The sequence below is a fragment of the Streptomyces sp. MA5143a genome (assembly GCF_900290235.1).
Classification (GTDB): Bacteria; Actinomycetota; Actinomycetes; order Streptomycetales; family Streptomycetaceae; genus Streptomyces.
Window position 1 is genome coordinate 18681 of sequence record NZ_OLMK01000119.1, and the last position, 22385, is coordinate 41065.

The following is a 22385-nucleotide window of genomic DNA, read 5'->3' on the forward strand; positions in this document are numbered from 1 at the left end:
TTCGGATCATGCAGACTTCGGGCTACGGGCACCAATGGCTGCCGGTGAGCCCCGCGGCCCAGGGGTGATCCAAACGACAGGCCCTAGGCCGGCTGCCGCCCGGTCACGCCCACGGCCGCCACCACCGCGCCCACGACGCACAGCACACCGGCGACCAGCACCGACGTGTGCACACCGTTCATGAACGCCTGGTGGCTCCCCTCGGCCACGGCGGCCTTCAGCTGAGCCGGCATCTCACCCGAGACCGGCGCGACTCCCATCGCCACGGCGTCCTTCGCCTCACTCAGCCCCCGCGCGGCCTGTGCCGGTACTCCCGCCCCGGTCAGTTCGCCAGCGAGGGTCGAGCCGACCCTGCTGCCGATGAGCGACACCAGCACCGAGGTACCGAGCGCGCCACCGATCTGGAGCGCGGTCGACTGGAGGCCGCCCGCCACCCCGCCGTCCTGCACCGGCGCGTTGCCGACGACGGCGTCGGATGAGGACGCCATCACCATGCCGACACCCAGACCGAGCGCGATGAACGGCGGCCACATGGCGGTGTACGACGACTCCGCGCTCCACCCCAGCATCGCGAAGCAGGCGACGGCCTGGAGCGCCATGCCGAGCGGCATGGTCAGACGCGGCCCGAACCGCGCTGTGAGAGCCGCGCCCAGCGGGGACGCCACAACCGAGGTGAGGCTCAGCGGCAGGGTGCGCACACCGGCCTCGACGGGGGAGAAACCGCGTACGTTCTGGAGGTAGAGCATGACGAAGAAGATCACACCGAGCAGCACGAAGAAGTTCAGCGCGGTGATGACGGTGCCGATGGTCAGAGCCGGGTTGCGGAACAGACGCATGGGCAGCAAAGGCGCGGCGGTCCGGGTCTCGTGGAGACCGAAGAGCAGCAGGATCACCACACCCGCCGCCATCGAGCCCAGCGTGCCGCTCGAAATCCAGCCCCACGTCTCGCCCTTGACGACGCCGAACACGACGGCGAGCAGCCCCAGCGCAAGCAGGACGACGCCGACGACGTCGAAACTCTCGTCGTCGGCGGCGGCGTTCTTGCTCTGCGGCAGGACGACGGCGCTGAAGACGAGCGCGAGGACTCCGATGGGGGCGTTGATGTAGAAGACGGACTCCCAGTTCACGTGCTGGACGAGCAGTCCGCCGACGATGGGGCCGAGGGCGGTGGAGACCGAGGAGACCATCGCCCAGATACCGACCGCCATGCCGAACTTCCGCGGCGGGAACACGGCCCGCAGCATTCCCAGCGTGTTGGGCATCAACAGGGCTCCGAAGAAGCCCTGCACGGCCCGAAAGGCGATGACGCCCTCGATGGACCCGACCAGCCCGATGGCGACGGACGCGATGGTGAAGCCCGCGACGCCGACCAGGTAGAAGGTGCGGCGGCCGAACCGGTCGCCGAGCTTGCCGCCGAGGATCAGCGTGGCGGCGAGGGCCAGCAGGTAGGAGTTGGTCACCCACTGGAGATCGGCCGTCGAGGCGTTGAGGTCCCGGCCGATCTCGGGATTGGCGATCGAGACGACCGAGCCGTCGAGACCGACCATGAACAGGCCGAACGCGACGGCGATCAGCGTCAGCCAGGGGTTGTCCCGCCGCCCGCGCGGCCGGCCGGTGGTTGGGGGAGGAGTGGACAGACTGGTGGTGGTGAGGGAGGGCATATGACGGTGCCTGTCTTCGTTGGAGAAGTCCTGGATGCCGCAGAGGCGACTTGAGGGCGCGCCACTCAGCGCGCGGGGCGGCGCAGCTGCTCGGTGAGTGACCGGAGCGCGCCCAACGCGGCGCCCAGGGCTTCCAGTTCGCCGTCGGTGAGGGAGCGCAGTGCGTGCCCGAGATGGGCCCCCATCAGGTCCATGACCTCGGCGAGCCGCTGCTGGGCGGTGCGAGTGAGGTGCAGGTGCGCGATGCGCTTGTCGGCGGGGTCCTGCCGGCGTTCCAGCAGTCCCTGCTCGGTCAGCTGGCTGACCAGCGCGCTGACGTTGTTCGGCTTCATGTGCAGCGCATCGGCGGCCGCGCGCACGGTGACCCCGTCATGGGCCTCGACATGGCGCAGCAGCGCGAGCTGGGCCTCGGGGGGCTTGGGATGCGGGAAGTCCTGTCCGACCTGCCGGTCGAGCGCCCGGTGCAGCGCGGGCAGGCATGCCGCGAGCGCGGCGGACACATGGTCGATGTCCTGCGCGGGCGCGCTGTGCTGAGGCATGCCGTCCAATATAGGTATGCAGAGATACCTATGTCAAAGGATTTAATCGAGGGGCCGGGGCGGGCACCCGTACGTGCGGCGAGCTCGTCGACGGTCGCGCCGGAGGCCGTGGCCTTACGAGCGGCAGGCGTTCGCAGAGCAGCGGGTCGGACTCACTCGTCACCAGGGTCAGTCGATCTCTGCCTCACGCAGTCGGGGAACGACTTCGCGGCCGAACAACTCGTGGGTCCTGCGCAGCGCCTCCGGCTCGAAGACATGGAAGCCGGCCAGGAAGTTGCCGACGCCAAGGGCCCGGCACTGGCGGATGATCTCGTCGGCCACCTGTGGGGGAGTGCCGTGGATGAGCTCGTCGCGGTCGACCTGCGTTCTCGGCGCGTCGGGCGTCTTCATGACCTCGACACGGAAGCGGTGAAGCTCGTCGACGGCCTCCCGGCCGAGCTGTGCGGCCCGGTCCCGGTCCGCCGCGTCCTCCACGAGTACGACCTTGCGGCGGACGGCGACCCGGTCCGGCCCCGTCGGCCGCCCCGCCGAGCGGGCACCCTCCTGATAGGCCGCGAACACCGGCGTCAGCTTCTCGACGTCGGCGAAGCCACAGCACACCTTCAGCCCGCGTTCCCCGGCACGGCGGGCCGACGCCTCGCTCGTCGCGGCGGTCCAGACAGGTGGTGCGGACCGCAGAAAGTGCGGCGTGAGCCGTACGTCCTCGAACGAGAAGTGCTTGCCCCGGTGCGTGACACCCGGCTTGGTGACGGCGTCCAGCAGCACGTCCACTATCTCGCCGTGCACCTCGGTCGCCTGCTCACGGTCGATGCCGACGACGGCGAGCTCGAACGGAATGCCGCTGACGACCCCCATCTCCAGCCGTCCCCCGGTGAGGTGGTCCAGCATGGCGAACTCCTCGGCCACCCGCCATGGAGTGGTGTAGGCCGACACCGAGCCGAGCACGCCCAGGCGCAGGGTGGTGGTGCGGGCCGCGAGGTGCGCGATCAGCAGGTTCGGTGACGGGCTGTAGCCCGGCCCGAAATGGTGCTCGCTGAAGAAGATGCCCTCGAAACCAAGCGCCTCGTCGTCGACCCAGAGATCGAGATACCGGCGGATGTGTGCGTTCACCGCAGCGGGATCGTCGCGAACGGCCGAGTCGTGTAGGGCGTGGAAGAACTCGAACAGCCATGGCTTGATCACCGAAGTCTCCTGTATTGCACAGAGGTCAGCGAGGGCGTGGGCGCGTGCCTGCACCTCGCTGACCTCGTCGTAGGGGTCAGTCGGCCGTCGGCGGTGTCTTAGGTGCGCGCAGCAGGGCGCCGATCGCCGCGGCGGCGACGACGACACTCACGGCGATCAGGGAGGCGGACAGGCCGTCCATGAAGGCGCTCTTGACGCCGTCGGCGAGGCCCGCGCCCCGGGCGCCGAGATGGTCGGCGACCTGGAGTCCGGCGGCCGCCGAGTGGCGTACCGATTCGGCCGCGTCGGCGGGGAGCCGGTCGACGGAGTCGGGCAGGGAGGAGCGGTAGTGGCTTCCGTAGATCGAGCCCATGAGGGCGATGCCGATCGCCGAACCGACCTCGCGGGTCGTGTCGTTCATGGCGGAGGCGACGCCCTGCTGCCCCCGGCCGAGGGAGCCGGTGATGGCCGCCGTGCCGACGGCCCCACTCAGGCCGATGCCGAAGCCCGCCAGGACCAGGCCGCCGAGGAAGGGCAGGTAGCCGGAGTCGACGCCGAGGAAGGAGATGACGTACAGGCCGATGGCGAGCAGGAAGAGGCCGGCGGACATGACCGCCTTCATGCCGACCCGGTTCACCAGGCGCGGGGTGAGCTGGGAGGTGGGAAGCACCGCCAGTGCCACCGGGACCAGGGCGAGGGCGGCCTTCAACGGGCTGTAGTCCAGGATGAGTTGCAGGTACTGGAGGCCGACGAAGAAGAAGCCGAAGACGGCCATGAACTGCACCAGGACGGTGACGGCGCCGGCCCGGAAGCCCCGGATGCCGAAAAGGGCGGGGTCGAGCAGGGGATGTTCGGTGCGCAGGCCGAGGAAGGCGTAGGCGGCGAAGGACACGATCGTGACGACGAAGGCGCCGACCACCACGGGTTCGGTCCAGCCCCGCTCATTGCCTTCGATGATGGCGTAGACCAGGGTGCCGATGGCCACGGCGGTGGTGATCGCTCCGGCCACATCGGGGCGGTGGGGGTGGGTGTCCCTGGTGTTGGGGGCCAGCAGGGCGGCGGCCAGTCCGGCGGCCAGGGCGGTGGCGGCACTGACGACGAAGATCGACCGCCAGGAGAACTGCTCCAGCAGGGCTCCGGCGACGAGCATGCCGATGATCGCGCCCGCGGCCGCGAAGCCGGACCAGGTGGCCACCCCCTTGGCGCGCTGCTCGGGCGGGAAGGCCGCGGTGATCGTCGACAAAGTTCCCGGCATGATCATCGCGGCGCCGAGACCCATGACCGCTCGCCAGGCGATCAGTGTGCTCGTGGAGTCGGTGAAGGAGGCGGCCAGGGAAGCGGCGCCGAACACGACCGTGCCGACGACGAGCACGTTACGGCGGCCCAGGCGGTCGCCGATCGCGCCGAGCGGCAGCACGAAGGCGGCCAGGGCCACGGTGTACGCGTCGGCGATCCAGGTCAGTGCGCCGTTGGAGGCCGACAGGTCGATGGCCAGGTCGGGCAGGGCCAGGTTGAGGGCGGAGACGGACGCGACGACCAGGACGAGTGACAGGCACATCGAACTCAGCACGCCGCGGGTGCCGGCGCGTCCGGTGGCGACAGGCGCCGCATCGTCCTGGTGGGGGGTGGTGATCATGGAGCCTCGGTGAGTGCTGGGGGCGACTGGGGACTGACCGCAGGGAAATATTGACGAAAGTATCAAGTCTGATCTCGTCTTGGTCAACCTCGTCTGTCACCGCACCGTCCGGAGGCGTGATCGACGTCATCCGGATGAGGCCGGCTCGTGCCGGCCTCCACCCGGGGCGTTCGGCCGCGCGGCTCGCTCAGGTGACGATCCGGCACGGAAGACTGCTCAGCCCGTGCAGGGTGTTGTTCACGATGAACTCCGGCTTGCCGATCTCGAACCGGCGCACCCGTGCCAGTAGTGCTGTGAGGAGGGCGTGCGCCTCCAGCTTGGCCAGGTTCTGGCCGACGCAGGCGTGGATGCCGACGCCGAAGGTCAGGTGATCGGAGGGCTTCCGCGTGATGTCGAAGCGCTCCGGGTCGCCCCACTTGCGCTCGTCGCGGTTGGCGGAGGCGTACATGACGGCGACGCGTTCGCCCGCGGGGATGGTGACGCCGTCGCACTCCCAAGCCCTGGTGGTCACCCTGCTGAAAACGGTGACCGGAGACGCGATGCGCAGAACCTCGAGGTAGGCGGCGGGCACCAGCGACGGGTCGGCCCGCAGCGCGTCCCACTGGTCGGGGTGCTGGGCGAACAGCCGGACGGCGGCCGCCAGGGAGAGGATCGTGGTGTCCATGCCCGTGGCGAGGAACGCCATCATGAGGGTGATCGCGGCGGCCTCGTCGATCTCGCCCGCGTCGACCGCCTCCCAGACGCGCGCCCCGAGACCGCCCTCGACGAGCCGGTCCTTGGCGGCGGTGGTGGTGACGTACCGCAGCAGGTCCTGCTGCTGTCGCATCGCGGCGGGTGTCCGCTCTCCCACGGGGCCCAGACCCTCGAAGGTGGAGGCACCGAACTCGAGCAGCTGGTCGCGGCCTTCCTCGGGGAGACCGATGAGATCGGCGACGAACCGCGGGGTGAACGCCTCCGCGAGGTCGGACACCGCGTCGAACTCCGCACCGGTCGCCAAGCGGTCGACGATGTCCTCCGCTGCGGCGGTCACCGAGGGACCCAGGTCCCGCAGCGCCCGGGGCATCAGCATGCGGGAGAGGATGACGCGCAGGGTGGTGTGGTGAGGGGGGTCGGAGGCGAGCACGCCGCCGGCCATGAGCTCGTTCATCCCGGTCGCGAAGCCCACGCCGGACGCGGAGCTGAACGTCTCGTGATCACGCAACGCGGTACCGACCTGCTCGTACCGCGGCAACGCCCACGCGTCGAACCGGCTGAGCCGGACCACCGGTCCCGCATCCCGAAGACGCGAATACACCGGATAGGGATCGAGAAGCGTGTCCGTGGCGAAAAGGTCGACATCGCTTGAGGGCAGGGTCGTTGAAGGCATCATTGGCTCCGAGGTCGACGGCCGCCGTGTCAGCCGGCGCGGCTGTCACGGTGTGCGTTCGCTGCGAGCGCCGTGCTCTTGTCCAGAAGTCCGCGTCATCAGCGGCCCGGCGGCCCACCAGCCGGTCCTCACACCGGCTTCTCCCACGGGTGTGCGGCACGAGAACGCCGGCCGCTGCACAAGAGCCGCTTCACACGGGCCGCTTCACACGGCGCTCGCTGTTCCATCGATCATGCCCATCGGCACGGGCCGGGGTCCAACAACGAATTGCGCATGTACTGATCGAAGGTTTCGATTCACATGGGTCAATCGTCATCTCCGATGGCTGTGTGCCAGCATCCGTGTTGGACTCCGGGGCCCGCTGAGCAGCATCATCAGCGAGGGACAGCAACAACGGACAGGCGGCCCGCGAGATCTGTGGAGAGCGGTACTTCGCCTCGTTCCGCATGGATTTCGAGTACCGCTCACGCTCGAAGGCAGACGAGGGGCATCGACCACTCCGGTGGCCCCCACCCGCAGTCTCCCGCCATCCACGACAAGGGCATCCACACAAACGGTCCGAGTCGCCCGAGGCCGCCTTGCGGATGGTCACATCACCCGCACCCGCACCCGGCCCACCGGCGTGGACCGTGCCCGCGCACCGACCTTCCCGACAATGGAGTCGCCCTCATGGTCATCACCCGTGAACTGCTGATCGACGGCAAAGAGAAGGGTGCGCGATCCGGGCGCACCACGCCCGTCATCAACCCCGCCATCGGACAGATGTACGCCACGGTGGCCGCGGCCGGCGTCGAGGACGTCAGCAGCGCCGTCGACGCCGCCCAAGGCGCGTTCGAGGACTGGGCGAGGCTGGACCCGTTCACTCGTCGGGCGATCTTCGCCAAGGCCGCCGACCTGATGGAGCAGCGGCGCGAGCACATCGTGGACCTGATGGCCGGTGAGGTGGGCGCGACCCGGGTGTGGGCCTCGTTCAACGTGACACTGGCCGCCGCGCTGCTGCGCGAGACAGCCGCTCTGATCACCGCCCCGCAGGGCGACGTGCTCACCACCCAGCACGACGGCGCCCTCAGCCTCGCGGTGCGTGAACCCCTGGGCGTGGTAGCCGCGTTCTCCCCGTGGAACGCCCCCGTCATTCTCGGGACCCGCGCGGTTGCCGCCGCTCTCGCCGCCGGTAACACAGTCGTGTTGAAGCCGAGCGAAGTGGCTCCTCTGTCCGCCGGACTTCTCATCGGGGACCTGCTGCGTGAGGCCGGCCTGCCCGACGGGGTCCTCAACGTCATCACGAACGACCCCGCCGACGCCGCGGAAACCGCCGAAGCCCTCATCGCCGACACCGCGGTACGCGCGGTGAACTTCACCGGCTCGACGCAGGTCGGCCGGATCATCGGTGCCCATGCCGCGCGCCATCTCAAGCCCGCGCTCCTGGAACTGGGCGGCAAGAACGCGGTCATCGTCCTGGACGACGCCGATGTGGACTACGCGGTGGACGCCGCCGCCTTCGCGGCGTTCATGAACTCCGGACAGATCTGCATGTCCGCCGACCGGATCCTCGTACACGAGTCGCTCGCCGAGGAGTTCATCGCCAAGTTCACGGCCAAGGTCGCCGCACTGCCGTTCGGTGATCCCACCGACCCGGCCACGGTGATCGGCCCGCTGGTCAACACGGACCCCGAACAGCGGTGCGGGCTCTTCGCGGCACGCCGTATCGCCGCCCTGGTCGAGGACGCGGTCGCCAAGGGCGCCACCGTACTCGTCGGCGGCGAGATCCAGGACGCGTCTCACTCGGCGACCGTCCTCAGCGCGGTCCCCGCCCACGCCGACCTGTACGGCGCGGAGACGTTCGGCCCGCTCTGCGTCGTCGACACGTTCGCCACCGACGACGAGGCCGTCACGATGGCCAACGACACCGACCGGGGGCTGACCGCCGGCATCATCACCGAGAACGGCACGCACGGCCTGCGCGTGGCCCGAAGGCTGCGGACGGGCATGGTCCACATCAACGACCAGTCCGTCGCCGACGATCCCCAGGCGCCGTTCGGCGGTGTCAGGTCCTCCGGCTACGGCCGCTTCGGAGGCCGCTGGGGCATCGAGGCCTTCAGCAACACGCGGTGGATCACTCTGGCCACCCAGCACGCCTCCTACCCCTTCTGAGGGTTCGGCGGAGGGCCGGCCCCGTGGGGCCGGCCCTCCGCCGGCGCGCTGATCACACAGCGGACAGGAAGCAAGGATGATCTCTACCACCCCACCCGTCTCCGATGTGGACCTCTTCGAGGACGAGGTGCTCAACGACCCGTACCCCGTGTACGAAGAGCTGCGCGATCTCGGGCCCGCGGTCTACCTGTCACGCCACGGCTGCTGGGTGTTGCCGCGGTATGAGCAGGTGCGCGCGGCGTTGGGCGATCACGGACGGTTCTCCTCGGTCGACAGCGTCGGCCTCGACCCGGCTCTGAACGAGCGGCGCCGCGGCGGGGTCCTCGCCTCCGACCCACCCGAACACGACGTGCTGCGCGGTGTCCTGTCGGAGAGCCTTGCGCCGCGCGCCCTCGCCACACTGCGGACGGACATCGGCCGCCGGGCCGAAGAGCTCGTCGCCCCGCTCGTGGAGCGCCAGACCTTCGACGTCGTGAGGGACTTGGCCCGAGTGTTCCCCGTGAGCGTCGTCGCCGACCTGATCGGGATGCCCCTGGCGGCACGGGAGGAGGTCCTGCGGTTCGCCGACGCCTTCTTCAACACCTTCGGCCCGCTCAACGACCGCACCAGACGATCCCTGCCGGTCGCCGAGACGCTGTTCGACGAACTCACCGCCATGATGAGCCGGGACAACCTCGAACCGGGCGGCTGGGGCCAGGCGGTTCACCGCGCAGCCGACCGAGGCGTGATCGATGGGCATCAGGTCGTACCGCTGCTGCGGGCCTACCTCGTCGCGAGCATGGACACCACCATCAACGCGATCGGCAGCGGTCTGTGGCTCCTCGCGGAGAGACCCGAGGCATGGCGGGCGCTGCGAGAGGACCGCAGTCTCGTGCCCTCGGTGTTCGAGGAGATCCTGCGTTACGAATCGCCCGTGCAGCTGTTCTTCCGCAGGACCACCCGCCCCGTCAGGTACGAGGACGTGGTGATCCTGGAGCAGTCACAGGTAGGCCTGCTGTTCGGATCGGCGAACCGGGATCCCCGCGAGTGGACCGATCCCGACCGCTTCCAGGTCGACCGGGCGCCGATGGGCCACGTCGGCTTCGGATACGGCGTCCACGGCTGCGCCGGCCAGGGACTGGCACGTATCGAGGCGCAGGCGGTCTTCTCCGCCCTGCTCGACCGCGTCGACTCCATCGAACTCGCCGGCCCGCCGTGCCGGCATCTGAACAATGTGATCCGCGGGCTGGAGAGCCTGCCGGTCACCGTGACCACCAGAAGGGTGTGACCGTGAGCATCGAACTCATTCCCGGCCGTTGTGAGGGACACGCGGTGTGCGAGGCCATCGCACCGGAGGTGTTCCGTGTGGACGACGACGGCATGGTGCAACTGGTCCCCGGCGGCGACCACGACGCCGCGACGGCCCTCGCGGCGGCGCGTTCCTGCCCGGTCGCGGCCCTGCGGGCCACGTCGTGAAGCGCGTCGTCGTCGTGGGCGGCTCGATCGCGGCGGTGACCGCCGCGAGCTGGCTGCGCGTGCGGGGGTTCGACGGGACGGTCACCCTCCTGAGCGCCGAGACGGAACAGCCCTACACCCGCGTTCCCCTGTCCAAGACAGTGCTGTCAGGTGAGGCGACGGACGCCTCCACCGCGCTGCCGCCCCTCGACGACAGCGTCGTCCTGCGGCTCGGGACCCGGGCAGTCTCACTGGACATCCGGGCGCGCCGGGTGATCGTCGACAACGGCGACCCGGTGCCCTACGACGGCCTGGTGATCGCCACCGGAGGGCGGGCCCGGCGGCTGAGCCCTCCCGGCATGTCGGGAGAACGGGTGCTGCGCACGCTCGCCGACTGCGTGGCGCTGCGCGAGGACCTGACCCGCGCACGCAGCGTGCTGGTCGTCGGCGGGGGACTGCTGGGCATGGAGATCGCATCCACGTGCCGCACCCTCGGCCTCCAGGTCACCGTGGTCGACCGGGACCCGCCCCTGCGCCGGGTGCTCGGGCCGGTGCTGGCCGAGGTGGTCACGGATGCCGCGCGTGAGCACGGAGTGTCGCTCCGGACGGTGCCCGGTGGCGTCCGGCTGGTCGGATCCCACACGCTGGAGGGCGTCGACGCCGACGGTGACCTTCTCACCGCCGACGTGGTCGTGTCGGCGGTCGGGGACGTACCCGCTGTCGACTGGCTCACCGGTTCCGGCCTGACGCTCGACCGTGGCGTGGTCACCGACTCCCGCGGCCGCGTCGCGGACGGGATCGTCGCGGCGGGGGACGCGGCGGTGGTCCGTGGGGCTTGTCGCCGTCCGCACTGGACCAACGCGGTGGAGCAGGCGCGCGTCGCGGCGGACGCACTGCTGGGGGAGGACGCGGCCGGAGCGTCGCTGCCCTCGTACTTCTGGACCCATCAGTTCGGCGTCGAGGTGAAGGTCGCCGGGGAGCCGGCCGGACTCGGCGAACCGGATCTGGTCGACGTCGACGGCGGCTCCATGCTCCTGCGCTGGTCGGCCGGCGCGGCGGCGACCGTGAACCACACAGTGCCGGTCCGTAAACTCCGGCAGCTCGCCTCCGCCCCGTGACGGGGCGGAGGCACAGGACGGTTCAGAAGATGGTCACCTCGCGGCTGTAGAGGGCGAACGAGCGGGAGGGGTCCCAGAAGCCGCCGGTTTCGTCGGACCGCTCCCGCAGCGAGCGCTCGTACGAGGGGAAGTGGGCCAGCGCCTCGTCCTCGGAGTCGTAGTAGAGAGCGGAGACTCCCGCGTAGACGGTCTCAGTCCCGCCGAAATGGCGCAACGCTCCCTCGGCTCCCGGTACCTGACGGTGCTGAACCCATCCGCGCACCGTCTTGGCCTGCGGGCCCTCTTCGGCGATGACTTGCTCATGAGCGCTCTGCCACCGGTCGACGACGTCGTCCTGTCGCAGCTGGGGTGCTGGGCGAACGAAGTGGAGCACCTTCACGGGGGCCGTGCCGGTGTCGGACACCGGTGGCGGCACCAGGACCTCGGATCGGGTCAGCAGGGCCAGGGCGCTGGGCAGGTCGTTGAACCGGGCGCCGTCGGGGCCGATGACGTCACGTGAGTAGGGGTCGGACATCGTGGTTGCCAGCGCGTCCATGTCGTCGAATCGGAGTTCGGTGACGGAGTCCCGACCGAATGCGGTCAGGTAGGCCGGGTCCCCCTCCGCTCCGAAGGACGCGTCGAACACATGGTTTTGTACATAGCCGCTGATCCGGAGGGGGTTCGCGGCGGCCAGCGGCCCGTGCACATGGTGCAGGTGTCGCAGGAACGCCCGGTGTGTCATGCCCGGCTTGCGGCGGATGGCGGCGATCAGGGTCAGCATCGTTCTCCGTTCGGTAAGGGGCAGTCGGTACCGCGGGCGGGGAGGCCCGCGGTACCGACCTGGACGGGCGGCTCAGCCGGCCATCTGCTGTACCGGCTCCGGGACGGCCGCCGTCCGGCGGCGGGCGGCGAGGCCGAGTGCGGCGGTGGCGGCGGCCGCGGCGAGGGCGAGCACCCCCATGGCGTTCGTCAGTGTGCCGACGGCAGAAGTGAGGGCGAGGGCCACGAGCGGGGACAGGAACTGGCCGAGGAAGAACGTCCCTGTCCACAAGCCGGTGCCGCGGCCGCGGTCGGCGTAGTCGAGCTTGGACATGGCGAGAGTGAGCAGGCTCGGCAGCATGATGCCGCCACCGAGGCAGGTGATGACGGCACCGAGGGTCAGCACGACGGGGCCCGGGGCGAGCCAGACCACCGCGAAGCCCAGCGCGCACAGGCCGAATGCGGTGGGCAGCCAGGCCTGCGGGTTGCGGCCGACCTTGGCGAAGAGGGCCGAGCCGACCACGATCGCGGCACTGGTGATGGCGGTGGCGAGCCCGATCACACCGGAGTTGCTCACGCCCATGTCGTCCAGGAGGAAAGCCATTTCCACCTGGAGGGTGTAGAAGAGGACGGCGCCGAAGACGGTCAGCGCGCAGACGCCTGACAGCGGGCGCCAGGGGAAGGACCGGCCTGCGTCGGGCTCCGGGAGGGTGTGGTGAGCGTCGGCCTGGTGGGGCCGGGGCCGGGGAAGGAAGGCGGCCATGGCGGGGGCGAGCAGCAGGCTCACGGCGTAGGCCCAGAACGGCATGCGCCAGCCGGCCGATCCGGCCGCACCGCCGAGTACGAAGAAGACCGTGGCGGAGATCGCGGCGCACATCGTCTGCATCGCGAGGTAGCGGTCGCGCTGCCGACCGGAGTAGTAGTCGCCGAGCAGTGTGGTGCAGCAGGTCATGATGGCGGCTTCGGCGACGCCGACGAGGGCGCGGCTGGCGACGATGGCGCCGAGGGAGTCCAGCCACAGGGGAGCGGTGCCGAGGACGGCATACACCACGGTGGCGGTGACGAGGAGGCCTTTGCGGCCGAGCCGGTCCACGAGGACGCCGGCGAAGGGGGCCAGCAGGGCCAGCGACAGGGCGGGGACCGTCAGTGCCATGGGGACGAGCACGTCGACACCCGGGACGTCGGCGAAGTGATCGTGCATCTGCGGCAGCACGGGGGCGATGAGCACGGCCCCCAGGATGGGCAGACAGGCGCCTGCCATCAGCAGCAGGAGGCGCAGCCGGTGTCCGGGGCCGGACACGACCTGCTCGGACGGAGTGTCCGCGTCCGCCGTGGACGGCGGGGGCGGGAGCGGTGGCACGGGTGCGGGCATGCGTGATCTCCACATGGCGTGTCGGGAGGGGACGGGATGGTTCGGCCGTGGTGGCCCGGCCGCCGGATACCCACGAGCAGGCTCGCGAGAGCGGCGCCGATGACGGCCCGATGCCACGGCGGGCCGGCTCGCCGTGACGCCCGGCGCGGTCCCGGCAGCGGCTGACGCTGCGGCTCGGGCGTCGGGTTGAGACGACTATCAGGCACCGAGGAGGGCCTGCCTAGCCCTCGTCCGATCGAGATCGGTCATGTGGATCATCCGGTTCCTGGATGTCGGTACGCGGACGTTCACCTTTCCGAAATGTCTCGTCAGGCGGCCGACCCCTGAGACGGGTCCGCCGCGCCGCCGCCGGGCCGGGCCCGGCGGTGTCCGGATGTCGACCACGCGAGGCCCGGACAGCGGTTCGCTACCGCTCGCCGGATCCGGTCGGAGCCGGCACCTCCTCCAACCCCGGTGCTCCCGGCCCGGGCAGGCGGGTGAGCGCGAGACGCAGGAACGCCTGCGCGGCGGGAGAGGCCGGAGCAGGGTCGCGATGGGCCAGGGCCAGGGGCTGGAGGGCCTGTGGGTCGTCGAGGCGCAGGATGCAGTCGGCGTGATCGGCCGGGACGATCGCGTCCGCCGCCGGGCGGGGTACGACGGTCACCCCGATGTCCTCGAACGCCAGCGAGGCGAGGTCGCCCGCGCTGCGCAACGCGCAGACACCCCGGCGACGGGCCCGCGCCCGCTCGAACGCGGCGTCCACCTGTGCGCGCAGGCCCGTGTCGGGAACACATTCGAGGAAGCGTTCGTCGGCCAGCTCGCCCAGGCCGGTGACGCCGACCCCGCGCAGCCGGTGCCGACGGCCCACAACGGCCACCAGCGGCACCACGCTCAGCAGGTGGTACGCGATGCCCGGCGGCAACTGGTGCTCGTGCAGGGCGACGACGGCGACCTCCAGCTCACCGGTGAGGAGCTGGGAGGTGGCCTGCACACCGTCGGAGTCGAAGAGAGTGACCTCGACCGCGGGATAGGCCTCCTGGAACTCCCGCAGCAGACCGAGCTGGTCGATGTTCCCTGCCGTGAGCGTCACCGAGCCGATCCGCAGCCGCCCCCGCACGGGCCCGTCGAGCGAGGAGATCTCGGCGTGCATCTCCTGGACCGCCCTCAGCACCCGCCGGGCGCAGGCGACGAAGACCTGCCCGGCCTGGGTCACGCGGACGCTGCGGCTCGTCCGCTCGAAGAGCCGGGTTCCGACCTCCCGTTCGAGCTGGGTGATCTGGTGGCTGAGCCCGGACTGCCCGATGCGGCAGCGCGCCGCGGCCCGGGTGAAGTTGAGCTCGTCGGCGATGGCCACCGCGTACTCCATCTGCCGCAGATCCATCGCATTCTCCGATCATTTCGTGCGTGTTTCAGTGTTGGACGCCGCAGACGTCGCGTCGACATGATGGGCAGCACAAGCTCGTCGCATCGCCTTCACCGGAATCCTCTGTGCGGTCATCCAGAGGAAATCAATCACATTCTTCGCTTGATCCGACCTTGCCGCAAGGGAGAGAGTCATGGCCACTGCAATGACGCAGCCCGACGGGACACCCGGGCAGCAGCCCGTGGGCACCCAGCCGCCTCCGGAAACCATGCAGTTCCCGGACACGCGGCACTTCCAGGGGTTCTTCGCCCCGTCGCGGATCGAGGCGGACGTATACGACCTGGAGGTCGAGGGCCGTATACCCCCGGAGCTGAACGGCGCCTTCTACCGCGCCGCCGCGGACACCCAGTACCCGCCGCGGTTCGCGAACGACGTGTACATCAACGGCGACGGCATGATCCACATGGTGCGGTTCGACAACGGCCACGCGGATCTGAAGACCCGCTACGTCCGCACCCAGCGCTTCCAGCTGGAACGCCAGGCGCGCCAGGCCCTGTTCGGTGCGTACCGCAACCCCTACACCGACGACCCGTCCGTCGCCGGCATCGACGACAGCAACGCCAACACCGCGATCATCTGGCACGCGGGCAAGCTCCTCGCACTCAAGGAGGCGGCCCTCCCGTACGAGCTGGACCCGGCCACGCTGGAGACCAAGGGCGTCTACGACTTCTCCGGACAGATCCCGGGCCGTACCTTCACCGTGCACCCCAAGCACGATCCGCGCACCGGCGAACTGATGGCCTTCGCCTACAACGCCAGCGGTCTGCCGGACAAGCAGATTCACATCTACCAGATCTCCGCGGACGGCAAGGTCACCCGTACCGAGACCTTCGAGGTGCCGTACTCGTCGATGGTGCACGACTGGCTGGTCACCCGGGAACACCTGGTCTTCACGATCTCGCCCATGGTCGCCGACCCGGAACAGCTGAAGCGGGAGGAGCAGTACTTCGTCTGGGATCCCAACCGGGAGACCTACGTCGCGATCATCCCCCGCGACGAGGGCGTGAGCGGCATCAAGTGGTTCCGCAGCGAGCGGCTCCTGGAGACCCACACCCTGAACGCCTGGACGGACGGCGACACTCTCGTCGGCGACCACTTCACCACCAAGTCCGGCTGGTTCTCCCAGTTCCCGAAGACGACTGTCGGCTTCCTGCCCGAACAGCCGCCGTTCCTGCACCGCTGGACGTTCGACCTCACCCAGGGCGCCTCCCACTGGGACGACGCCACCGACACCTACCGCAGCGAGAAGCTCCTTTCCTCACCCGGTGACATGCCCCGGGTCGACCCCCGCGTGCTGATGGAGAAGAACCGGCACTCCTGGGTCGGCGGCATGCACCCCGATGTGCCGATGGCCCCGATCGGACCCATGGGCCCGCCGTTCAACTCCCTCATCCACCGCGACGACACCACCGGCGCGACGGACTTCTGGACCCCCGGCGAGCACTCCGCGCCCGAGGAGCCGGTGTTCATTCCCAAGTCCGCGGACGCCGCCGAGGGCGAGGGCTATCTGCTGGCGCTGGTCGGCCGGCGCGACCAGATGCGGCACGACCTGGTCGTCCTGGACGCCCTCGACATCGCCGCCGGCCCGATCGCCACCGTGAAGATCCCCTTCCGGCTCCGGTACGGCTTCCACGGCACCTGGGTGCCCGCCGACGAACTGGGAAAGTGAGCACGCCATGCGCATCACCAGGTGCGGCCACGCCTGCGTCCGGCTGGAGCAGGACGGCGTCGTCATCGTCGTCGACCCCGGCAGTTACTCCGACCCGCGCGCCCTCGACGGTGCCCACGCGGTGCTCGTGACCCACGAGCACGTGGACCACTTCGCCGAGCCGCTCCTGCGCGCGGCAGCGGAAGCCGACCCCGGCCTGCGGATCTGGGCCGACCGAGCCGTGGCGGACCAGCTCACCGGGCTCGGCGGCGGCCGGGTCACGGTGGTCGGCGACGGGGACGCCTTCGACATCGACGGCGTGGGCGTCGAGGTGCACGGAGAACTGCACGCCGTGGTCCATCCCGACCTGCCGCAAGTCACCAACGTCGGTTTCCTCGTGGGGGACGGTGACACCACCGTCTTCCACCCGGGCGACGCCTTCACCGTGCCCACCCGCCCCGTGGACACTCTCCTGCTGCCCGTGCACGGCCCGTGGTCCAAGACGGGCGAAGTCATCGACTACGCCCGTGAGATCAAACCCCGCAGTGCTGTGTCGATCCACGACGGCGGTCTCAGCGAGAGCGGGAACGCGCTGGCGGACCACATGCTGCAGGTGTGCCTTCAGGACGTCGGGGCCGACTACCAGCGGGTGGCGGCCGCGGCCGGAATCGAGCTCACCCGATGACCGCGTCGACACAGGCACAGAGTCAGCCCGTGGGGTGGCTGGGCCTTGAGGGGCGCGGCGCGCTCGTCGTCGGAGCCGGCGGACTGGGCACCGCCTGTGTCCGGGGCCTGGCGGAGGCCGGTGCCCGGCTGACGGTCGTCGACGCCGACGAGGCCCGCCTCAAGGCCCTGCGCGACGATCCGGCCTGCGCGGCCGCGGTCGTACGGACCCTGTCCATGGACCTGACCTCGTCCGAGGCGTGCGAGCGGGCGGTCGCCACGGCGGCCCGCGAACTCGGCGGCCTGGATGTGCTGGTGCACGCCGTGGGCACGAACGACCGGCGTCCCGTGGTGGACACGCCCGACGAGGTGTGGGACCGCATTCTGACCCTCAACCTGTCCACCGCGTTCTGGACGGGACGCGCCGCGGGCCGACTGATGCGCGAGGCCGGACGCGGCAGCATGGTGTTCTTCTCCTCCGTGTCCTCGCTGCTCGCCCACCGCCACCACGGCCCGTACGCCGCCTCGAAGGGCGGCCTTGACCAGCTGGTGAAGGTCATGGCGCGTGAATGGGCCGCCGACGGCATCACCGTCAACGCCGTTGCCCCGGGCTACACGGAGACCGAGCTGACCCGCGCCTACCTGGCCAAGCCCGGTATGCGGGAGGAACTGACCGGCCTGGTCCCCGCCGGGCGCCTGGGACAGCCGCAGGACGTGGTCGGAGCCGCGCTGTTCCTCGCCTCCGCCCGCGCCTCGTACGTCACCGGGCAGGTGCTCTACGTGGACGGTGGCCGCACGCTCGTGTGACCCCCTGTCCTCCTCGGCTGATCCCCGGAAGGGAGTGCGGATGCCCGCACGCATCGCCGGCCGCCTGCCCGGTGAACTGGACGAGCAGCAGGCAGAGGTGTATCGCGCCATCACGGGCGGTGCCCGGGCCTCAGGTCCGCAGGCGTTCCCTCTCACCGACCAGGACGGCCGCCTCCGTGGCCCCTTCAACGCGATGCTGCTCAGCCCGCCCGTCGGAATGGCCGTACAGGAGGTGGGGGCGGCGGTGCGTTACGCGTCGGTCCTGACCGACCGGGTGCGCGAGATGGCGATCCTGGTCGTCGCCGCCCACTGGAACAGCACCTTCGAGCGAGAGGCCCACGAGGCGGTCGGCCGTACCTGTGGCCTGACCGACTCCGAGCTGGACGCACTGCGTGCAGGCGGATTGCCGGCCCTCTCGGACCCCGCCGAGCGCGCCGCACTGCGGGCGACGCTCGCGCTGACCCGGACCGGTGTCCTCGACGACCGGGAGTACCACCACGCCGTGGCCGAGTGGGGAGAGCGAGGACTGTTCGAACTCACGGCCCTGGTCGGCTACTACGCCCTGCTCGCCCTGCAGTTGCGAGTCTTCGCGGGAGAAGAACCAGAAGAACCCTGCGACCCATCCCAGACCGAAAGCGGGACACCATGAAACTGATCACGTTCGACGACGGACGCGTAGCAAGGCTCGAACTCGAAGAGCGGCTGGTGCTTCCACTGGAAGTGGCGAGTACACGGGAGTACTTCGAGCGTGACGGCCGGGTCGCGGAGACAGGGGAGCGCCTGGACCTGGACGATGTGACGCTGCGCGCGCCGATCGTGCCGAAGAAGTTCTTCCACACCTCCGGCAACTTCCGTGAGCACGAGGACGAGTCGAAGAACGTCGACTGGTCGCACCCCATGCACAAGGGCATCGTCTTCTTCCAGAACGTCGACGCGATCGTCGGCCCCGACGAGCCGGTGATCCACCCGCAGCACCTGACGAGCGAACTCGACTACGAGCTGGAGATCGCCGTCGTCATCGGCAAACCCGGCAAGTTCTTCGGCGTGGACGACGCGCCCGACCACATCGCCGGGTACGTCGTCTTCAACGACATCACCGCGCGCGACATCCAGCGCCGGGAGATGGAGTCCGGCGTCTTCTCCTTCTGCAAGGCCATCGACACCTTCTGCCCCGTCGGCCCCTACATCGTGACCGCCGACGAGGTCCCCGACGCGCAGAACCTCGACATGGAGCTGCGGGTCAACGGAGTGGTGCGGCAGAAGTCGAACACCAATCGGATGTCGGTGTCCATCCCGCACCTGGTCGCCTACCACTCCCCACAGGGCTACAGCGCGGGCGACCTGATCACCACCGGCACCGTGCAGGGCGTGGCCGGCTTCAGCGGCGATCCCGACCTGTACCTCAAGCCCGGCGACGTCGTCGAGGCCGAGGTCGAACGGCTCGGGGTGCTGCGCAACCCCATCGTCAGCTGGGAGCAGGGCCACGGCACGCCCGTACCGAAGAAGGTGGACTGGTGAGACTCGGCCTCCTCGACGGGCGGGCCGTCGTGGTCCGCGGGGACCGGGCAGCGGACGTCCGGTGGGCCTCGAAAGGGCGGTTGCCCATCGACCCGATGCTTCTGCTGACCGAGTGGCCCCGGCTACGCGAATGGGCGGCCGGACTGCCCGACGGGGCCTACGACATCCCGGTCGACCCCGCCGCACTCGGCGCACCGGTACCGCGCCCCCGGCAGGTGTTCGCGATCGCCCTCAACTACCCGCCACACGCCGCCGAAGCCGGCTTCACCCTGCCCGACGAACCCCTCGTCTTCACCAAGTTCCCGGCTTGCATCACCGGCCCGAGCACCTCCGTCGCTCTTCCGCAGGGCAGGGTGGACTGGGAGGTCGAACTCGTCGCCGTCATCGGGCGGGACACGTACCGGGTGAGCGAGGACCGGGCATGGGAGGCCGTCGCCGGTCTGACCGTCGGCCAGGACCTCTCCGAACGTGTCACCCAACTCCAGGGCAGGCCCGCCCAGTTCAGCCTCGGCAAGTCCTTTCCGGGCTTCGGCCCCACAGGCCCCTTTCTGGTCACCCCCGACGAACTCGACGACCCGGACGATCTGGAGATCACCGGACTGCTCAACGGGGAGCCCGTCCAGCACGACCGCACCAAGTCCATGATCTTCCCGGTGCCGGAGCTCGTAGCCCGCCTGTCGTCCGTCGTGCCGCTCTTCCCGGGCGACCTGATCTTCACCGGAACCCCGGCCGGAGTCGGCAACCGGATGGACCCGCCCCGCTACCTCACCGCGGACGACGAACTCGTCAGCCGTATCGAGGGCATCGGAGAGATCCGCCAGCGCTTCACCGCTGTACACCCCTGAAGGGACGTCCCATGGCAGAACAGAGCATTCCCCGCCGCTTCGAGGGCCGCTCGGTCCTGGTCACCGGTGCCGGCACCGGCTACGGCGCCGAGATCGCCGTCCGCGCCGCACAGGAGGGCGCCGCCCGGGTCGCCGTCCATTACCGCAGCTCCGCGGCCGGAGCGGAGAAGACGGTGGCGCGCATCCGGGAGGTCGGCGGCGAGGCATTCACGGTGCAGGCCGACATCGCCGTCCACGCGGACGTCATCCGCATGGCCGAGGAGGTGTTCGGCCGTTTCGGCGGCCTGGACGTGCTGGTCAACAACGTCGGTGACGTGGCGGGCGACCAGATGTCCTGGCGGGATCTCACCGAAGAGTCCATCGACCACGTCCTCGCGGTGGACATCAAGGGAACGATGCTGTGCGTCCACGAGTTCGGCTCCCGGATGCTGGAGCAGGGCCACGGCGCGATCGTCAACATCGGCTCCACCGTGATCGTGCGCGGCAGTGCCCGCGCCCCGCAGTACGCCGCCGCGAAGTACGGCATCCTCGGCATCACCAAGTCCTACGCCCAGGCGTTCGCCCCCACCGTGCGGGTCAACACCTTCGCCCCCGGATTCATCGAGACCGAGATGCTCCTCAGCCGCGCGGACTGGAAGTCCGGCCGCCGCGAGGACATGATCGCCAAGACCCCGATGGGCCGGATCCCGGGCCCCGCCGAACTCGCGGGCACCGCCCTCTTCCTCGCCACCGACGACGCCGCCCACATGACCGGGGCCTACCTCAACGCCGACGGCGGCTTCAACATGATCGGCGCCTGACCCACACGATGCGCACCGACCCCAGCGACAAGAGGAGACGACCTCGTGCCACCTGACCGTGACCTGCTGATCGGCGGCAAGCAGACCCCGGCCGTCTCCGGGCGGACCACCGCCGACATCGGTCCCTGGACCGGCGAGCCCTATGCAAGGGTCGCCGCAGCCGGCCCCGAGGACGTGCGCGCCGCGGTGGACGCGGCGGACGCCGCCTTCACCGAGTGGGCGGCACTGGAGCCCTTCGCCCGCCGGAGCATCTTCCTGCGCGCGGCGGACCTCATGGAGCAACGCGGCGAGCAGGTCGTGGAGTTGCTGGCCGGCGAGGTGGGCGGGACCCGGGGCTGGGCGTTGTTCAACGTCGAGGTGGCCGCCGGCATGCTGCGCGAGGCCGCCGCGGCGATCACCGCACCGCGCGGGGACGTGCTCACCACCCGGAAACCGGGCGGACTGAGCCTGGCCGTGCGCGAACCCCTCGGTGTCGTGGCGGCGTTCGCGCCGTGGAACGCCCCGGTCATCCTCGGCACCCGAGCGGTTGCCGCTCCGCTCGCGGCGGGCAACACCGTCGTGGTCAAGGCGAGCGAGGACGCACCGATCGCGTGCGGCCTGTTCGTCGCCGAGGTGCTGCGCGACGCGGGCCTTCCCGACGGCGTCGTCAATGTCATCACCAACGACAAGGCGGACGCCGCGGGTATCGCGCGGGAGCTGATCGCGGATCCCCGGGTCCGCGCGGTCAACTTCACCGGCTCGACCGGCGTCGGGCGGATCATCGGCACCCTCGCCGCCGAGCACCTCAAGCCGGCCGTACTCGAACTCGGCGGCAAGAACTCCGTGATCGTGCTGGAGGACGCCGACCTCGAACACGCCGTGGACGCCGCCGCGTTCGCCGCGTTCATGAACTCGGGCCAGATCTGCATGTGCGCCGACCGCGTCCTGGTGCACAGCTCACTCGTCGGTGAGTTCACCCGGCGGTTCGCCGCCAAGGTCGCCGATCTGCCGAGTGGCGACCCCGGCCTGCCCGGCACCGTCATCGGCCCGCTGGTGGACCAGGCCGCCGCGCGGCGCGTCGCCGCCCTGGTCACGGACGCGGTCGGAAACGGCGCGCGCGTCCTGACCGGCGGTGGCAGCCCGCAGCGGGCCCTGTATCCGGCGACCGTGCTGACCGACCTGCCCGAGAGCGCGGAACTGCACCACGCCGAGGCCTTCGGGCCTGTCGTCACCATCAGGGCCTTCGCGGACGACGACGAGGCGGTGGCCCTGGCCAACGACACCGAGCACGGCCTCAGCTGCGGCATCCTCACCGAGAACGGCACCCATGGTCTGAAGGTGGCACGCCGTATCCGCACCGGCATCGTGCACGTGAACGACCAGTCGGTGGGGGACGAACCGCAGGCCCCCTTCGGCGGGTTCGCGGCGTCCGGTTACGGCCGCTTCGGCGGACGCTGGGGCATCGAGTCCTTCTCGAACACCCGCTGGGTCACCCTCTCCACCGAGCACTCCCGCTTTCCGTTCTGATCCTGCCGCGTGCCGGCGCC

The 22385-nt window shown here is 70.2% G+C and carries 20 protein-coding genes; 12 read left to right on the top strand and 8 right to left on the bottom strand.

The window, feature by feature from the left end; translation table 11 throughout:
• Positions 1-83 precede the first annotated feature (83 nt).
• The 5 genes from SMA5143A_RS38085 to SMA5143A_RS38105 all read right to left on the bottom strand — a co-directional run bounded on the left by SMA5143A_RS38085 (position 84) and on the right by SMA5143A_RS38105 (position 6261).
• Positions 84-1661 (bottom strand): MFS transporter, encoded by a 1578-nt coding sequence (locus SMA5143A_RS38085; RefSeq protein ID WP_107467373.1) that lies wholly within the window; start codon positions 1659-1661, stop codon positions 84-86.
• A 65-nt stretch (positions 1662-1726) separates the two neighbouring features.
• Positions 1727-2200 (bottom strand): MarR family winged helix-turn-helix transcriptional regulator, encoded by a 474-nt coding sequence (locus tag SMA5143A_RS38090; protein ID WP_107467374.1) that lies wholly within the window; start codon positions 2198-2200, stop codon positions 1727-1729.
• A gap of 168 nt (positions 2201-2368) precedes the next feature.
• Entirely contained in the window at positions 2369-3382 is a 1014-nt protein-coding gene (locus SMA5143A_RS38095; RefSeq protein ID WP_181362215.1) for an LLM class flavin-dependent oxidoreductase, read from the bottom strand.
• 76 nt (positions 3383-3458) lie between these two features.
• On the bottom strand, positions 3459-4997 hold the full coding sequence (locus SMA5143A_RS38100; protein WP_107467376.1) for an MFS transporter: 1539 nt from the start codon (positions 4995-4997) through the stop codon (positions 3459-3461).
• A 187-nt stretch (positions 4998-5184) separates the two neighbouring features.
• Positions 5185-6261 carry a cytochrome P450 gene (locus SMA5143A_RS38105; protein ID WP_258193979.1) on the bottom strand — a complete coding sequence of 359 codons (1077 nt, stop codon included), beginning with the start codon at positions 6259-6261 and terminating at the stop codon, positions 5185-5187.
• Positions 6262-7032: 771 nt separating this feature from the next.
• On the opposite strand from SMA5143A_RS38105, the gene SMA5143A_RS38110 reads away from it, so the two are divergent.
• The 4 genes from SMA5143A_RS38110 (at position 7033) to SMA5143A_RS38125 (ending at position 11066) form a co-directional block, all read left to right on the top strand.
• Complete coding sequence (locus SMA5143A_RS38110) at positions 7033-8514, top strand: aldehyde dehydrogenase family protein (protein ID WP_107467378.1); 1482 nt, start codon at positions 7033-7035, stop codon at positions 8512-8514.
• 76 nt (positions 8515-8590) lie between these two features.
• A complete protein-coding gene (locus SMA5143A_RS38115; RefSeq protein WP_107467379.1) occupies positions 8591-9781 on the top strand; it encodes a cytochrome P450 in 1191 nt (396 codons plus the stop codon).
• 2 nt (positions 9782-9783) lie between these two features.
• Entirely contained in the window at positions 9784-9969 is a 186-nt protein-coding gene (locus SMA5143A_RS38120) for a ferredoxin (RefSeq protein ID WP_258193980.1), read from the top strand.
• Positions 9966-11066 carry an NAD(P)/FAD-dependent oxidoreductase gene (locus tag SMA5143A_RS38125; protein WP_107467381.1) on the top strand — a complete coding sequence of 367 codons (1101 nt, stop codon included), beginning with the start codon at positions 9966-9968 and terminating at the stop codon, positions 11064-11066. The genes SMA5143A_RS38120 and SMA5143A_RS38125 overlap by 4 nt, the downstream gene beginning before the upstream one ends.
• Positions 11067-11088: 22 nt before the next feature.
• Here SMA5143A_RS38125 and SMA5143A_RS38130 read toward each other — a convergent pair whose 3' ends face one another.
• From SMA5143A_RS38130 to SMA5143A_RS38140, 3 genes are all read right to left on the bottom strand, one after another.
• Entirely contained in the window at positions 11089-11826 is a 738-nt protein-coding gene (locus SMA5143A_RS38130) for an EthD domain-containing protein (protein ID WP_107467382.1), read from the bottom strand.
• A gap of 72 nt (positions 11827-11898) precedes the next feature.
• Entirely contained in the window at positions 11899-13176 is a 1278-nt protein-coding gene (locus tag SMA5143A_RS38135; RefSeq protein ID WP_107467383.1) for an MFS transporter, read from the bottom strand.
• A gap of 406 nt (positions 13177-13582) precedes the next feature.
• Positions 13583-14536, bottom strand: a complete 954-nt coding sequence (locus SMA5143A_RS38140; protein WP_107467384.1) for a LysR family transcriptional regulator — start codon at positions 14534-14536, stop codon at positions 13583-13585.
• 175 nt (positions 14537-14711) lie between these two features.
• On the opposite strand from SMA5143A_RS38140, the gene SMA5143A_RS38145 reads away from it, so the two are divergent.
• Genes SMA5143A_RS38145 through SMA5143A_RS38180 form a run of 8 tightly spaced genes read left to right on the top strand, consistent with a single transcriptional unit; the run spans position 14712 to position 22365 of the window.
• Positions 14712-16247, top strand: a complete 1536-nt coding sequence (locus SMA5143A_RS38145) for a carotenoid oxygenase family protein (protein ID WP_258193981.1) — start codon at positions 14712-14714, stop codon at positions 16245-16247.
• A gap of 7 nt (positions 16248-16254) precedes the next feature.
• Positions 16255-16911 carry an MBL fold metallo-hydrolase gene (locus tag SMA5143A_RS38150; RefSeq protein ID WP_107467386.1) on the top strand — a complete coding sequence of 219 codons (657 nt, stop codon included), beginning with the start codon at positions 16255-16257 and terminating at the stop codon, positions 16909-16911.
• 29 nt (positions 16912-16940) lie between these two features.
• Positions 16941-17696 (top strand): SDR family NAD(P)-dependent oxidoreductase, encoded by a 756-nt coding sequence (locus tag SMA5143A_RS38155; RefSeq protein WP_258193982.1) that lies wholly within the window; start codon positions 16941-16943, stop codon positions 17694-17696.
• A gap of 40 nt (positions 17697-17736) precedes the next feature.
• Positions 17737-18345, top strand: coding sequence for a carboxymuconolactone decarboxylase family protein (locus SMA5143A_RS38160; RefSeq protein ID WP_107467388.1), 609 nt, complete (start codon positions 17737-17739; stop codon positions 18343-18345).
• Positions 18342-19214, top strand: a complete 873-nt coding sequence (locus tag SMA5143A_RS38165; RefSeq protein WP_107467389.1) for a fumarylacetoacetate hydrolase family protein — start codon at positions 18342-18344, stop codon at positions 19212-19214. The genes SMA5143A_RS38160 and SMA5143A_RS38165 overlap by 4 nt, the downstream gene beginning before the upstream one ends.
• Positions 19211-20059 (top strand): fumarylacetoacetate hydrolase family protein, encoded by an 849-nt coding sequence (locus tag SMA5143A_RS38170; protein ID WP_107467390.1) that lies wholly within the window; start codon positions 19211-19213, stop codon positions 20057-20059. Before SMA5143A_RS38165 ends, SMA5143A_RS38170 begins: the two co-directional genes overlap by 4 nt.
• Before the next feature lie 11 nt (positions 20060-20070).
• Positions 20071-20859 (top strand): SDR family NAD(P)-dependent oxidoreductase, encoded by a 789-nt coding sequence (locus SMA5143A_RS38175; protein WP_107467391.1) that lies wholly within the window; start codon positions 20071-20073, stop codon positions 20857-20859.
• Positions 20860-20904: 45 nt separating this feature from the next.
• A complete protein-coding gene (locus tag SMA5143A_RS38180) occupies positions 20905-22365 on the top strand; it encodes an aldehyde dehydrogenase family protein (RefSeq protein ID WP_107467392.1) in 1461 nt (486 codons plus the stop codon).
• Positions 22366-22385 lie beyond the last annotated feature (20 nt).

What these genes read in the sequence shown, in the direction of transcription:
- SMA5143A_RS38085 (WP_107467373.1), bottom strand. Translation starts at nt 1,661, where the DNA reads ATGCCCTCCCTCACCACCACCAGTCTGTCCACTCCTCCCCCAACCACC.
- SMA5143A_RS38090 (WP_107467374.1), bottom strand. Translation starts at nt 2,200, where the DNA reads ATGCCTCAGCACAGCGCGCCCGCGCAGGACATCGACCATGTGTCCGCC.
- SMA5143A_RS38100 (WP_107467376.1), bottom strand. Translation starts at nt 4,997, where the DNA reads ATGATCACCACCCCCCACCAGGACGATGCGGCGCCTGTCGCCACCGGA.
- SMA5143A_RS38110 (WP_107467378.1), top strand. Translation starts at nt 7,033, where the DNA reads ATGGTCATCACCCGTGAACTGCTGATCGACGGCAAAGAGAAGGGTGCG.
- SMA5143A_RS38115 (WP_107467379.1), top strand. Translation starts at nt 8,591, where the DNA reads ATGATCTCTACCACCCCACCCGTCTCCGATGTGGACCTCTTCGAGGAC.
- SMA5143A_RS38130 (WP_107467382.1), bottom strand. Translation starts at nt 11,826, where the DNA reads ATGCTGACCCTGATCGCCGCCATCCGCCGCAAGCCGGGCATGACACAC.
- SMA5143A_RS38135 (WP_107467383.1), bottom strand. Translation starts at nt 13,176, where the DNA reads ATGCCCGCACCCGTGCCACCGCTCCCGCCCCCGCCGTCCACGGCGGAC.
- SMA5143A_RS38140 (WP_107467384.1), bottom strand. Translation starts at nt 14,536, where the DNA reads ATGGATCTGCGGCAGATGGAGTACGCGGTGGCCATCGCCGACGAGCTC.
- SMA5143A_RS38145 (WP_258193981.1), top strand. Translation starts at nt 14,712, where the DNA reads ATGGCCACTGCAATGACGCAGCCCGACGGGACACCCGGGCAGCAGCCC.
- SMA5143A_RS38150 (WP_107467386.1), top strand. Translation starts at nt 16,255, where the DNA reads ATGCGCATCACCAGGTGCGGCCACGCCTGCGTCCGGCTGGAGCAGGAC.
- SMA5143A_RS38160 (WP_107467388.1), top strand. Translation starts at nt 17,737, where the DNA reads ATGCCCGCACGCATCGCCGGCCGCCTGCCCGGTGAACTGGACGAGCAG.
- SMA5143A_RS38165 (WP_107467389.1), top strand. Translation starts at nt 18,342, where the DNA reads ATGAAACTGATCACGTTCGACGACGGACGCGTAGCAAGGCTCGAACTC.
- SMA5143A_RS38175 (WP_107467391.1), top strand. Translation starts at nt 20,071, where the DNA reads ATGGCAGAACAGAGCATTCCCCGCCGCTTCGAGGGCCGCTCGGTCCTG.